This is a genomic window from Amycolatopsis sp. NPDC048633 (genome assembly GCF_040650695.1).
Classification (GTDB): domain Bacteria; phylum Actinomycetota; class Actinomycetes; order Mycobacteriales; family Pseudonocardiaceae; genus Amycolatopsis.
The window spans coordinates 216756-229808 of the sequence record NZ_JBEZHS010000005.1; the positions used below are offsets into that span (position 1 = coordinate 216756).

A 13053-nucleotide genomic window follows, 5' to 3' on the forward strand; every position below is an offset into this window, starting at 1 on the left:
GAAAGGAAACCATGGAGCAGTACGAACTCGACGCCGTCAAGCGGATCACCACGCGGCCGGCGCGCGACTACCGGACCTTGGCGGTGCGGGGCCTGACCCCGGTGATCGGCGCCGGGGTCACCGGCCTCGACCTGACCCGGGAGCTCACCGAGGAGCAGCTCACCGAGCTGAAGACGGCGTTCCTGGACCACCACGTGCTGGTGTTCCGCGACCAGGACATCACGCCGGACGACCACCAGCGCCTGGCCGCGAGCTTCGGTGAGCTGCGGCCGGTGAACCCGCCGCCCGAGCACGGCAACCCGTACATCCTGGAGGTCGCGACGGCCCCGGAGTCGGCCACCGTGTTCGGCAACGGCTGGCACGCCGACGGCACCGCCGACGCCGAGCCGTCGCTGGGCTCGATGCTGCACATCACGCGGATGCCCGACCCGGGCAACGGCGGCGACACGCTCTTCGCGAACATGCACCTCGCCTACGACATGCTGTCGCCGAAGCTGAAGGAGCTCCTGACCGGGCTGACCGCAATCCACGACGGCGCGCACGCCTTCCGCGGCCACAAGATCCCGGACGGCTACGAGCCTCCGGTCAGCGAGCACCCGGTGGTGGTGCGGCACCCGGAAACCGACCGGCCGCTGCTGTACGTCAACCCGGCCTACACCTCGCGCATCCCGCAGCTGTCGGGAGACGAGAGCCAAGCGGTGCTCGACCTGCTGTTCGCGGTCGTGCCGAACCGGCCGATGCTGGCCTGCCGGGTGCGCTGGGAGCCGAACACGCTGGTGTTCTGGGACAACCGCTGCGTCCAGCACCACGCCGTCTACGACTACTACCCGCACACCCGTTTCGGCAACCGCGTCGCGATCAACGGCGGCCCGCTCAAAGGCTGACACCTTACCAATCCGGCCAAAAGCAGGCCGCCCCCCACGCGGCACGTAACCGTTGCCACGAAGCCATTCGGCCGTGGCTGTGGTCGGATTGGTAATCGGCAACAAAGGAGCACCATGTCGTCCGAACCCGTGGTGGACGTCCGCGATCCGGCCGTCCTCGACGACCCGATGCGCGGGTACGACCGCGTCCTCGCCGAGTCGCCGGTCTGCTGGGCCCGGCTGCCCGGTGGTACCGAGGGCTGGCTCGTCACCGGCAGCGACGAGGTCCGCGCCGTGTTGTCGGATCCGGCGGTGCGCAACGATCCCACCGGCCTGCCCGGACCGGGCGCGCAGACGCAGGAGGAGATGTTCCTCGCGCTGGGCACGCCCCCGGAGCACCTGCCGTACCTGCGGGCGAGCCTGCTGAGCCTCGACGGCGCCGAGCACACGAGGCTGCGTCGCGGCATCAGCCACGCGTTCAGCGCGTCCCGCGTCGAAACGCTGCGCCCGCGGGTACAGCAGATCGTCGACGGGCTGCTCGACGGCCTCGGCCCCGCGACCGTGGACTTGCTCGAGGAGTACGCCTACCCGCTGGCCATGGCCGTGGTCTGCGAACTGGTCGGCGTCCCCGAAACGGACTGGGCGGACTGGTACCGCTGGGGCAAGGTGCTGGTCGACGGCGACCCGGCGCGGATCACGCCGACGCTCGGCGAGATGTTCGCCTACTGCCACGACCTCGTCGACAAGCGCCGGGCCGAGCCGAGCGAGGACCTGCTCAGCGAGGTCGTGGCCCAGGACGACCTGACCGATGTCGACGCGGTGGCCCTCGTGGTCTTCCTGGTGCTCGCCGGGCACGAAACCATGGCGCACATGCTGTCCAACGCGGCGCTCGCGCTGATGCGCGACCCCGCCCAGCGCGAGCTGCTGCGCACCGAGCCCGAGCTGTGGCCGGCCGCGGTGCGCGAACTGGTCCGCACCGACGGCCCGGTGCAGCTGGCGCGGCTGCGGTACGCCGCGACCGACCTCGAGGTGGGCGGGGTGAAGATCAGCGCGGGCGACGCGGTGCAGGCGGTACTGGGCGCCGCCAACCGCGACCCGGCCCGGTTCGCCTGCCCGCACCACGCCGACGTGCGCCGGCAGGCCGAGCACGGCGGCCGCGAAGGCAGCGTCGGATTCGGCTGGGGACCGCACTTCTGCCTCGGCGTCGCCCTGGCGAAGGTGGAGGCCGAGGTCGCGCTGCGCAGCCTGTTCGACCGGTTCCCCGCGGTGCACGTGGTGGGCGAGCCGGCATGGGTGCCGTTGCCCCGCGGCCGCCACCGGATCGCGCTGGAGGTGCGGCTGCGGTGAGCGCCCCCACTCCCGACGTTTCGGTCATCCTGCCCTGCGCCGGACTCGCGACCCGCTTCGGAGCGCCGTACGCGAAGGAACTGCACTGCCTGGCCCCCGGGGTCACGATCCTCGACCGCAGCCTGGAGACCGTCGTCGAGCTGGCGAAGAGCGGGCTCACCGTGCGCGTGGTCGTCGTGTTCGGGCCGCACAAGCTGGACACGGTGAAGTACCTGGCGCGCTACGCCGGGACCTTCCAGCTGGTCTTCGTCTACCAGGACGACGTGGCCGAACCGGGGCTCGACGGAGCGATCCGGTGCGCCTTGCCGCTGACGCGCGGACCGGTGGCCCTCGTCCTGCCGGACATCGTCGTCAGCAGCGTGGGCAGCCTGCGCGACGCCCTGCGGCAGACGGACGTGGCGGGCTGGAGCGTGGTGGCCGCGAAGGAGCGGGATCCCGTCGTGCTGCGGCAGATGGGCGCGCTCACCGTGGCCGGCCGGGACGGCGACGTGATCGTCGAGGCCGCCGCGGAGAAGCCGGCCGACCCTTCGGGGTTCAACGCGCTCTGGGGCATCGTCGCGGTCGCCGAAGCGCAGGCCCACCGGTTGCCGGACGTGGCGAGACGGGACGCGGACAGCCCCCTGTCCGGTGCGCGCGCCCTCATGGTCGAGCGGATCGTCAACTACAACACCACCGAAGGATGAGCGTGCTCGACGACGTGATGACGGCGCTCGGCACCGTCCTGCCCCGGCTGGCCGCGGTCACCGGCACCCCCGGGGTCGCCGTCGCGGTGGCGACGAGCGACGAGCTGCGGACGGCCTCGACCGGGTTCGCGGACCTGGCCGCGGGTGTGCCGATGACCGCCGGGACCGTCGCGCCGGCCGGCTCGCTCACCAAACCGATCACGGGCCTGGCTTTCATGCAGCTGGTCGAGGCGGGCGTGGTCGGGCTGGACACGCCGGTCGACGAGGTGCTGCCCGCGGGTCTGCGCGGTCCCGGCGCGGAACCCGTCACCACGGCCATGCTGGCCGCCCACCAAGGCGGGTACTACAGCGACATCGTCACCGCCATCGCGCCCACGGCGCCGGCCGAGCCGATCCTCGACCACGTCCGGCGCCGGCACGGGATCGGCCGCGCCGTCGAGTACGGCGGGGTGCTGCCGCTGGTGACGTCGCCGGGGGCCTACTCGTACTCGAGCTTCGGGGTCGGGGTGCTCGGCGGCGCGGTCGAGCACCTGACCGGCGAACCGTACGGTGCCCGCGTCCACCGGGACGTGTTCGCCGCGACCGGGATGGCGGACACGAGCATCGACGACGGGACGCGAAGCCCGTGGGCGACGGACCGGACCACCGGCGCGACCGGATACATGGCGTTCGGCGACTGGTGCCTGCCGAGCCCACCCCTGCGGACGTCGGCCTACCCGGGGGTCGGGATGTACACCAGCGCCGCGGACTTCGCGCGGCTGCTGCAATCCCTGCTGCGCACCGCCCGCGGCGACCGCGGCCTGGTCGGGCCGGACTCGCTCGCGGCCATGGTGACCCCGCGCGCGGAACGCCCGAGCCCCCACGGCGTCCGCTCGTTCTCCGGCCTGACCCTGGAGCTCGCCGACCCGGAGCTGGGTGACGACTGGTGGTGGGGGCACACCGCGGCGTTCCCCTGGGGATTCTGGTGGGAGGCGCGGGTCTGGCCGCACCGCGACCTGGCCGCGGTCGCGGTGGGCAACCGGTGGGACATGGCCCGGTTCCACAACCCCGCCACCCGCAGCGCGCCGGGCCTGGCCGTGGAGTGGGCCGGCCGCTGGGCGCGCTCCGGCGCCCCGGCGAAGCTCCCGGACATGGACGGGCGGCCCCGGTGGACCGGACCCCGGCCCACCCCGGAAAGCTCGCGCTGGATGGGGGTTCTGGTCGGTGAACGCACCCACGGCTTGCTCGGCGTGCCCGGCCCGCTGCCGGTCGCGGCGCTGGCCGGCGGCGCGCGCTCCCTCGGCGACGGGGACGCCGCCGGCTGGGACCCGGACGCGTTCGGGCGCGGGGTGGAGCAGGCGCGCGCGGTGGCGCCGGATCCGGACGCGCTCGGGGTGCTGGGCCGGGAGCTCGGCCCGGCCGCGGCGCTGTGGATGCTGGAGTGCGGGGCCGCGAGCGCCGACGTCACGATGCCGGTCGGCTTCTACGCCCGCGCACCACGGTGAAAGGGACACGAATGCGGGTGCTGCTCTCGACCTACGGAACGCGGGGCGACGTCGAACCCTTGGTCGCCCTCGCGGTGCAGCTCCAGGCGCTCGGCGCCCAGGTGCGGATGTGCACCCCGCCGGACGAAGAGTTCACGGACCGGCTGGCCGGCCTCGGGATCGACGCGGTACCGGTCGGGCCGCCGATCCGGGCGTTGATGCGCGGGACGACCCCGCCGTCGCCGGCGGAGCTGTCCCGGTACCGCACCGAGCTGCTCGACGCGCAGTTCGACGTCCTCCCCTCGGCGGCCGAGGGCTGCGACGCGCTGGTGGTGGCCGGCTTGGCGCAGGTCGCCGCGCGATCGGTGGCCGAGGCCGCGGGCATCCCCTACGTGTACGTGACGTATTCGGCGGTGAACCTGCCCTCGCCGCACCACGCGCCACCCCCGCGGCCGGGCTGGCCGGAGCCGGCGGATGCCGACAACGAGACTCGCTGGGAACTCGACGCCCAGCGGGTCGACGCGCAGTTCCGTGAGCCGCTCAACGGCCATCGCGCCGCGCTCGGCCTGCCCCCGGTGGCCGGCGTGCGCGACCACGTCTACTCGGACCAGCCGTGGATCGCGGCGGACCCGGTCCTGGGCCCCTGGCCGGGCGGCCGCGGCCTGGAAGCTGTCCAGACCGGTGCGTGGACCCTGGTGGACGAACGCCCGCTGCCGGCCGACCTGGTGGCGTTCCTGGCCGCGGGTCCGCCACCGGTCTACGTGGGCTTCGGCAGCATCAGCCCGGCACCCGACATCGCCCGCTGGGCCGTCGAAGTCAGCCGCGCCGGCGGTCACCGCGTCCTGGTCTCCCGCGGCTGGGCCGACCTGGATCTGGTCCACGGCCAGGACGATTGCTTCGCCATCGGCGACGTCAACCACCAGCGCCTGTTCCGCGAACTGGCCGCGGTGATCCACCACGGCGGCGCGGGGACCACGCAGACCGCGGCCCGGGCGGGCGTCCCGCAGGTGGTGGTCCCGATCCGTCTGGCGGACAACCCGTACTGGGCCGGCCAGGTGGCAGCCCGGCAGGTCGGCGCGGCCCTCGACGGCCCGACGGCGACCATCGAGTCGCTGACCGCCGCGTTCGAGACGGCGCTGGCCCCGGGAACCCGGGACCGGGCGAAGGCGCTGGGTGCCGAGATCCGCACCGACGGAGCGACGGTGGCCGCTCGTCTGCTGCTGGACAGTCTCGGCCCAGCGCCTCACGGGGTGAGATGACTGGTGTCGCCGAGGCTGCTGACCTGGCGGTTGTGAAAGTAGCCGTCTTCGCGCAGCGTGGTGATGCTGCCGGAGGCCACCCGGAAGTTCACCTGGCCCAGCGACTCGATCGCCATCCCGATCCAGTGCGCGACGACGAACGTCAGCGAGCCACCGTGCGTCACGACGATCTGGTGCTCGCACGGGCGTCGCAGGATGTCGTCCATCGCGGCGTAGACGCGCCGCGCGACCGCCCTGGTGGTCTCCGCGCCCTGCACACCCACGTCGTGCCCCAACCGGTCCCCGACGGTCGGCGGCGGGACGAACCGCTGGTCCAGCCACTCCTGCGGCCGTCCCTCCGCCACGCCGTAGGACCTCTCCCGCAGCCGGCGGTCCTCGATCGGTGCCACGCCGAACGACTTCGCCGTTTCGTCGGCCGTGCGGCGGGCGCGTCGCAGGTCCGAGGAGATCACTTCCACCTCGGCGCCATCGGGCACCCGGGCTCGCAACGCCGCGGCGATGGAGACGGCCGCGCGGACGCCGGCGGGGGTGAGCCGCGAGTCATGCCACCCGCCGACTACCTTCTCGACGTGGTGCGTGGCCTCGGGATGGGTGACGACGTGGATGCTGCGCACCACTGCGTGCCGGTTCGACGGCACGAAGCCGGTGCTCGGCTGAGCCGTGCTCACCGGGAGTCGAGCTCGTCATCCAGCGCGGCTTCGACCTTCGCGGCCGCGCGCACCAGCGCCCGATAGGCCAGCACGGCGACCAGGACCAGGCCGAACACAGCGGCCATCGCCCAGAAGTCACCACCGTCATCGGCCGGCACAACGGCCACGGTGACCAGGGCGAACAGCAGCCACCGGTTGCGCACCGCCGGCCGCGGCCACCACCGGCCGGCGAGCTCCCGCCGGGTGACCGGGGAAATCGGACCATAAACACCCACGTTCAACCGACCTTTCGTCCGGGACCAGGCACGGAAGGTGACCGGTTATGAATGGGAGACGCATCGACAGTCGCGGAATCCACCATCGGAGTTACTAGTCTCAGCCCGAACGACACTTCGTAAGCAACAGTCCACTCGAAAGAGTGAGATCCACAGTTGTTGCCCTGTTGTGACCTGATCCCTGAATTGCCTCCCCGCCAAAAAACGATTCATATTGTGCGGATCGTCGGCGGGACTCGCTGAACGAGCCCCGCCGGACGATCGTCAGCTGATCGGTTCGATCCACACGTTCCGGAACCGCACGTTCTCACCGGCATCACCGTGGTCCTGCAGCCGGATCGCGCCGGGACCGGCGCCTTCCGGGTCGCCGGCCCCGGTCGATCCGGTAATGACGATGTCGTTGTGGACGGTCACGCCGTTCCAGACGACGGTCACCCTGGCGTTGTCGGTCTTCGTCCCGGCACTGTCGAACCGGGCCGCCCGGAACGTGATGTCGTAGGTCTGCCACGTCAGCGGCGCTGTCGCGGCGTTCACGTCCGGCGCCTTCTGCGTGTAGATCGCGCCGGCCTCGTCGTTGGCGAGGCTGGTGTCACCGAAGGAGTCGAGCACTTGGAGCTCGTAGCGGTCCTGCAGGTACACGCCGCTGTTGCCCCGCGCCTGCCCGGTCACGTTCGACGGATAGTTCGGCTCGTACCACTCGACGTGCAGTTTGAAGTCCCCGAACTTCTGCCTGGTCCGGATGTCCCCGCCGAGTGATTCCATCGAGCCGCCGGCGACCGGCCACGGCGCCGCTCCACCGGAGCGGAGTTCCCAGGCGTTCAGATCGGTTCCCGTGAACAAGGGAACCCGGGTGGCCGCGGTGACGGTGATGTTGTCGACGTTGACGTTTCCTGCATCGCCGCTATCGAACCGGTAAGAGATCGAGTTCGCCCCCGCCGCGAGCGGCAGCGCTTCCGGCTGCAGACCCCAGTTGTCCCACGTTGTCGTGCTCGCCAGCCGGGTCTGCCGCACCTTCGTGCCGTTGACGTAGACACTCACGGACTTCGTCCCGGCGCTGGGATTCGGACCGTTCGAATACCGCAGGCCGACGTTGTAGGTCCCGGTGGCAGGCACGTTCACCGCGAAAGTCGTGGCGGCGCCCTGATTCCAGTACCCGTCGACGAATCCGGTGGCTTCGTAACCCGTGTGGTTGGTGTTGACGCCCGCGCCGCCGCTCAGCGTCGCCCGCTCGGCTTCGTAGGTCAGGGCGGCGGGCGCGCCACCCACCGTCGAGTTGAGGGTGTACCACGCTTCCGTGCTCCACAACGCCGTGCCGGATTCGGACGCGAACGGCCGAGGCGACCGGACGTGGACGACCCGCCCGGCCTGCAGGCCGGAGATCTGCAGGGTGACCTTCTTGCGGTCGGCGGACACCGCCGCGCCGGTCACGGTGAGGGTCTGCTCGTCGACCTTGGGCCCGCCGTAGGTGGCTGTCGGCGCGTAACGCCATTGCGAGACCTGGTACTTGGTGCTCAGGTCCTGCACCGTCGCGGCGGACAACGGCTGCGTGTACTCGACTTCGAATCCGCCCGGGACCGCCCGCATGGCGAGCATGTCGAAGGTGTTCGTGCCGTTGGGAGTCAGCTTCTGCAGGCCGTAGGCGAGCTTGCCCGGCTGCCCCCAGTTGCCGCCGCCGTCGATCCCGCCGGTGTAGATCGCGCCGTCCGGGCCGAGGCTGATCCGGCTGACCCCGGACTCGAGGCCCTGGGTCATCCGGAAGACCGCACCCTGGTACTCGCCGTTGACCTTCTCCAGGTAGACCCGCTGCAGGCCACCGTAGGTCACGTCGCCGTAGACCAGCTGACCGGCGAAGGTGCCCTGGGTCAGCTGGACCGGGTTGCTGGGCGAGTTGGCGATTTCGTTGTGCGGCAACCACACCACCGGCGCGGTCACCGGCTGCGCGTCGAACGGGCCCGCCGGGTTCGTGTAGTGGTTGAAGAACCGGTTCTGCTTGATGCGCACGAGCTTGTTCGCGGGCAGCCAGGCACCCTGGTTGTCGGTGACGAAGATGTCGCCTTCCGGACCCCACCCGATGCCGTGCGGGGTGCGCAGGCCACCGGCGATGGTCGAGACGGCGCCGGTGTTCTTGTCGACCTTGATGGTGACCCCGCGGCCCGGCGCGGGCTGGGGATTGGTCGTCGCCCCACCGAGGTCGATCGCCACCGACAGGTTGACGTAGAAGAACCCGTCCTTGTACAGCAGGCCGAACGCGAACTCGTGGAAGTTGCCGCCGAACGGCCAGGTCGCCACCGTCCGGTAGACGTCGGTCACGCCGTCGCCGTTGGTGTCGTTCAGTTCGACGAGCCGCGTCTTCTCCGACACGTACAGCTTGCCGTCGACGTACTTGATGCCCATCGGTTCCTTCAGACCACTGGCGATCCGCTGCGTCCGGACCCGTGACGGGTCGGTGGTGCCGGTGGCGTTGCTGATGAGCTGGACTTCCCCAGCGGTGTTGTCCGAACCACCCCAGGTCGCGATGGCGAGCCGGCCGTCCGGCAGCCAGTCCATCCCGGTCACCTGCGGCTGGAAGCCGTCGGGGCGCAGGCTGGTCAGCGTGAAGCCGGGGTGGACGCCGGTCAGCGGCAGGCCGTCACCAGGAGAGTCGGCGGTGCCTTCGCATTCCTTCTTCCCCGGCGAGGTCACCCGGACGACCCCGGCGTCGGTGCTGAGCACCGAGTTGGGCACGACCACGAAGGCCGACGAGCCGGGAGGCTGCCATTCCAGTGTGATCTGCTGGCCACCGGCGTTGTCGAAGTGCTCGATCCGCAGCGCGTGATAACCGGTGGTCAGCTGGACCGAGCCGGTCACCGCGGTCGCCCCGTGCAGGCCGTCGTGGGTGATCACCACCTGCCCGTCGATGCGCAGCCGGGAGCCGTCGTCACTGGTCAGCCGGAACTGGTAGCTGCCGGCGGTCGCCACGGAGATGTTGCCGGTCACCTCGGACACCAGGAAGTCGTCGACGCCGAAGTCGGCGGTGCTGGTCCAGTTGATCGTCGGCATCAGCTTGTCGACGTTGGGGGTCAACCCGGGCTTGATGGTGCACAGCTTGGTCAGCTCGGTCTGCATGTCGAACACCCGGAGGGTCACGCCGGGCTCTTGAGGCGGGACGGCGGCGTGAGCAGGTGTGACGACGGCAGCCGACAGGGCTGTGAACAGGACAGTTACCACCAGAACCGCCCGGCGGCTTCGTTCGCGGACAGCCAGAAGCATCGTTGCTCCTCGGGGAAGAGCCAGGCTCTCTACCTGACGCCCGGTGAGCGTAGGGAGGACTTTTGCATCAAGTCAACGAAAGTATGTCCCATTTGAACGAAATTACGCCGTCTAGCCGCGTAAGTGCCAGCAGCGGAGACCGGACCGCCGTGTCCGCACGGGCCGCGCAGGCCTGGACCGGAGCGGCCAGGAATCATCTCCTCATGCCGACCTCCCCACCCCAGGCGCGAGTCCAGCGGACCGAACGCTGGTTCCTCCGGCGCGGAACCCCGACGATGATCGCCGGGTACGGCTTCACCGAGCACGTCCTGCCCCGGATGCTGCCCGCGCTGGTCTTCGTCACGCTCGCGAGCCTCGCCTGGCTGGTCCCGCTCAAGACCGCCGGCTCGGGCCGGTGGGTTCTGCTCGGCGTCGTCGTCGCGGTGACCATCGCGGCCTGGGTGACGATCTCACTGTTCGTCCGGCGCCTCCCCCGCTTCTCCCGCCCCGCGACCATCGCCATCCTGATCACCTACGCCGTGATGCCGGTCGCCGTCCCGCTGCTACAACTCGCCTTCGACGGCGCCATCACCCTCCCGGGCGCCCGCGCGCTGGGCGTTCTCGCGTTCCTCGTGTTCTTCGCCGCCGCCTTCGCGGCCACCTACCTCGCCACCACCTACGGCATCGGCACTCTCGTGCGCCAAGGGGTCAAGCAGGCGGTCACCGACCTCCGCAACAGCGTGCAAGTCCTCGGCCGAGCCCTGCCGGTCCTGCTCTTCGTCACCCTGTTCCTCTTCTTCACCGGCGAGCTGTGGCAACTGATGAACCAGCTCGCCTGGTGGCGCCTCACCTTGGTCGTCGCCCTCTTCGGCGCGGTCACCGTCCTCGCCGCGGCCGCCCGCCTCCGCGAAGAAATCGGCCGCGTCGAACAGGATTTCAGCCCACCCATGCTGACCGCCGCCTGCGCCGGCACCCCCCTCGCCGCCGTCACCATCGACGGGCCCATCCGCGCGGTCAGCCTCAACGGACGCCAGAAGCGCAACCTGCTGCTGATGCTCGCCACCCGCCAGCTCGTCCAAGCCGCGGTCATCGGCCTCGCCTCGTTCGCCTTCTTCGTCCTCCTCGGCGTGATCATCGTGACCCCCGCCGCGGCCGAACAGTGGATCGGCGCGGCGCCGGCGATCTCACCGCTCCTGCCCGGCGTCCCGGTCGCCCTGCTGCGCAACGCCACCCTGCTCGCCGGATTCGGCAGCATGTACTTCGCGGTCACGTCGATGAGCGACACCGAGCACCGCAAACAGTTCTTCGCCCCGATCATCGACGAGATCGAACGCACCCTGGCGGTCCGTGCCGTCTACCTGACCCTCCAGACGAACACCGCCACCTCTCGAGATACCGGCGGTTGACCATGGCCGCGCCCAGGTGTGGCCCGCGGATCTCGACGTCACGGGAGAGCGCCCGCAAACCGTCAAAATCCTCGTCAAATCGCCTGGTCGGAGATGTCCGGTGGAGCCGTCAGCCGCCGCTCGCACCGTGACCCACGGGATGACCGCCTCGGAGGCGGACCTCGATCGTCAGTCGAGGCCTTCGACGATGCGGAAGTCGCGCTCGACGCCGTCGCCAAGTGCGGCCAGCGCCTCCTGGTAGGCCGCACTCGCACGTGCGGCGACCGCCTGGTCGAAGCTGTCGAACTCGATCAGGATGGTGCGCTCGGCGATTCCGGCGTCGTGTGCGACGACCCGGCCGTCGCGGGCGAAGGTCCGGCCGCCCGCGGCCCTGACGGCCGGACCGGCCAGCTTGTTGTAGGCAGCCAGCTTCTCGGGGTCCGAAATGGTGCGGTAGACGCTGACCCAGTAGCCCTTGGGCATGGAACCTCCAGTGAGTGCATCTGACTTACGGGGTGGTCTCGGACGAGCGTCGGCGGGCGAGAGCGAGGCTGGTCAGCGTCGTGATCGCCATGGCGCCGATGCCGACCAGCGCCGCGGTGGTGTAGGCGCTGTCGTCGGGGAAGAGGTGGCCGGGACCGGTGCCCGCGGCGAGGATCAGGCCACCGATGGCGCTGCCCAGTGAGTACCCGACGCTGCGGACGACGTAGTTGAAGCTCATGGCGCTCGACGTCTCGCTCTTGGGGGTGACGGCCAGGATGACGCCGGGCATGGCGGCCGCGAAGCTGCCGACGCCGAAGCCCAGCACGCCCATGGCCGCGAGCAGTTCGGCCAGGGTGGACCGGGCGGTGGCGAACAGGACGAACCCGCCGCCGACGATGGCGGCGCTGCCGGCCAGGAGCAGGGGGCCGTCGATCCGCATCCGGACCCGCGGCGTGAGCTTGCCGGCGACGAACCCCAGCACGGAGAACGGGATGAGGACCAGCCCCGCCACGAAAGTGGTCAGCCCGAAGCCGTAGCCGGCGCTGTGCGGCGTCTGCGCGTAGCGGGTGATGAGCGTCAGCAGGAGGTACATGCCGCTCCCGCCGACGAACATGGCGATGTTCGCCCCGGCGACCGCCGGGTGCCGTACCGCCCGGACGTCGACCAGGGGCGTCTTGCTGCGCAGTTCGGAAACGGTCCAGACGCAGAGCAGGAGTACCGCGGCGACGGCAAGAATCACCGCCACGGCGAGGTGCCGGCTCCACAGGCTCCTGTCGCCGGCCAGGAACAGGACGAGGAGCAGTCCACCTGCCAGGACGAGCGCACCGGCCACGTTCACGTGAGCGGAGCGGCCTGCGGGAGCTGCGGGCATGGAGTGCCACGCGGTCACGAAGGCGATGGCGGTGACGAGCAGCCCGAGGCCGTAGGCGGCCCGCAGTCCGCCGAGCTCGGCGAGCAGCGCGGCCAGCGGGTAGCCGACCCCGGCTCCGATGATGGAGACCACCGAGATCAGGGCGATCGTGGCCGCGCTGCGCTCCTCGGGAAGGTGGTCGCGGGCCACGCCCATCATCAGCGCCGTGAGACCGAGTCCGACGCCTTGGGCCGCTCTGCCCACGAGCAGCCAGGCGAACGGCAGCGGCAGCACCGTGAGCGCGCTGCCGGCGACGACGATCGCCAGTGTGGCGAGAATCGTGGCCCGCCGGCGCGGCCCGGCTCCGAGCCGGCCGAGGACGGGCGTGGCGACGGCGCCGCTGAGCAGGGCGATGGTCAACGTCCACTGCGCACTGTCGAGGGAGACGTGGAACGTGGTCGCCACGCTGGTGATGAGCGGCGTCCCGAGGCTGGCGACCGCCGCCACGACCAGGGCGATGAACATCAGGGCGGGGACCAGCAGGCGCGCCCCGGAACGTGTCATGGC

Annotated in this window: 11 protein-coding genes; 6 read left to right on the plus strand and 5 right to left on the minus strand. The window is 70.9% G+C overall.

Going from position 1 to position 13053, the window contains the following annotated elements; all coding sequences use genetic code 11:
- Positions 1-11 precede the first annotated feature (11 nt).
- The 5 genes from AB0C38_RS13380 to AB0C38_RS13400 all read left to right on the plus strand — a co-directional run bounded on the left by AB0C38_RS13380 (position 12) and on the right by AB0C38_RS13400 (position 5615).
- Positions 12-884: a TauD/TfdA family dioxygenase gene (locus AB0C38_RS13380; protein WP_360671451.1), complete on the plus strand. Its 873-nt coding sequence runs from the start codon at positions 12-14 to the stop codon at positions 882-884.
- 114 nt (positions 885-998) lie between these two features.
- Entirely contained in the window at positions 999-2210 is a 1212-nt protein-coding gene (locus AB0C38_RS13385; protein WP_360671454.1) for a cytochrome P450, read from the plus strand.
- Entirely contained in the window at positions 2207-2893 is a 687-nt protein-coding gene (locus AB0C38_RS13390) for a hypothetical protein (protein WP_360671456.1), read from the plus strand. Before AB0C38_RS13385 ends, AB0C38_RS13390 begins: the two co-directional genes overlap by 4 nt.
- Complete coding sequence (locus AB0C38_RS13395; RefSeq protein WP_360671459.1) at positions 2890-4377, plus strand: serine hydrolase domain-containing protein; 1488 nt, start codon at positions 2890-2892, stop codon at positions 4375-4377. Before AB0C38_RS13390 ends, AB0C38_RS13395 begins: the two co-directional genes overlap by 4 nt.
- An 11-nt stretch (positions 4378-4388) precedes the next feature.
- The gene (locus tag AB0C38_RS13400; RefSeq protein WP_360671461.1) at positions 4389-5615 is read left to right on the plus strand and encodes a glycosyltransferase; all 1227 of its coding nucleotides are present in this window, start codon (positions 4389-4391) and stop codon (positions 5613-5615) included.
- Here the strand turns inward: AB0C38_RS13400 and AB0C38_RS13405 are convergent.
- The 3 genes from AB0C38_RS13405 to AB0C38_RS13415 form a co-directional block, all read right to left on the minus strand.
- Entirely contained in the window at positions 5600-6283 is a 684-nt protein-coding gene (locus AB0C38_RS13405) for a histidine phosphatase family protein (protein WP_360671464.1), read from the minus strand. The two genes, AB0C38_RS13400 and AB0C38_RS13405, sit on opposite strands and share 16 nt — an antisense overlap.
- Complete coding sequence (locus tag AB0C38_RS13410; RefSeq protein WP_360671467.1) at positions 6280-6540, minus strand: hypothetical protein; 261 nt, start codon at positions 6538-6540, stop codon at positions 6280-6282. Before AB0C38_RS13410 ends, AB0C38_RS13405 begins: the two co-directional genes overlap by 4 nt.
- 264 nt (positions 6541-6804) lie before the next feature.
- Positions 6805-9789 (minus strand): family 16 glycoside hydrolase, encoded by a 2985-nt coding sequence (locus AB0C38_RS13415; RefSeq protein WP_360671470.1) that lies wholly within the window; start codon positions 9787-9789, stop codon positions 6805-6807.
- 203 nt (positions 9790-9992) lie between these two features.
- Here AB0C38_RS13415 and AB0C38_RS13420 point away from each other — a divergent pair, with 203 nt between their 5' ends.
- Entirely contained in the window at positions 9993-11174 is a 1182-nt protein-coding gene (locus AB0C38_RS13420) for a hypothetical protein (protein WP_360671473.1), read from the plus strand.
- A 168-nt stretch (positions 11175-11342) separates the two neighbouring features.
- On the opposite strand, the gene AB0C38_RS13425 is transcribed toward AB0C38_RS13420, so the two are convergent.
- Both AB0C38_RS13425 and AB0C38_RS13430 read right to left on the minus strand, forming a co-directional pair.
- Positions 11343-11636: a DUF1330 domain-containing protein gene (locus AB0C38_RS13425; protein ID WP_360671475.1), complete on the minus strand. Its 294-nt coding sequence runs from the start codon at positions 11634-11636 to the stop codon at positions 11343-11345.
- Between the two features lie 25 nt (positions 11637-11661).
- A complete protein-coding gene (locus AB0C38_RS13430) occupies positions 11662-13050 on the minus strand; it encodes an MFS transporter (protein WP_360671478.1) in 1389 nt (462 codons plus the stop codon).
- Between the last annotated feature and the right edge of the window lie 3 nt (positions 13051-13053).

What these genes read in the sequence shown, in the direction of transcription:
- AB0C38_RS13380 (WP_360671451.1), top strand. Translation starts at nt 12, where the DNA reads ATGGAGCAGTACGAACTCGACGCCGTCAAGCGGATCACCACGCGGCCG.
- AB0C38_RS13385 (WP_360671454.1), top strand. Translation starts at nt 999, where the DNA reads ATGTCGTCCGAACCCGTGGTGGACGTCCGCGATCCGGCCGTCCTCGAC.
- AB0C38_RS13395 (WP_360671459.1), top strand. Translation starts at nt 2,890, where the DNA reads ATGAGCGTGCTCGACGACGTGATGACGGCGCTCGGCACCGTCCTGCCC.
- AB0C38_RS13400 (WP_360671461.1), top strand. Translation starts at nt 4,389, where the DNA reads ATGCGGGTGCTGCTCTCGACCTACGGAACGCGGGGCGACGTCGAACCC.
- AB0C38_RS13415 (WP_360671470.1), bottom strand. Translation starts at nt 9,789, where the DNA reads ATGCTTCTGGCTGTCCGCGAACGAAGCCGCCGGGCGGTTCTGGTGGTA.
- AB0C38_RS13420 (WP_360671473.1), top strand. Translation starts at nt 9,993, where the DNA reads ATGCCGACCTCCCCACCCCAGGCGCGAGTCCAGCGGACCGAACGCTGG.
- AB0C38_RS13425 (WP_360671475.1), bottom strand. Translation starts at nt 11,636, where the DNA reads ATGCCCAAGGGCTACTGGGTCAGCGTCTACCGCACCATTTCGGACCCC.
- AB0C38_RS13430 (WP_360671478.1), bottom strand. Translation starts at nt 13,050, where the DNA reads ATGACACGTTCCGGGGCGCGCCTGCTGGTCCCCGCCCTGATGTTCATC.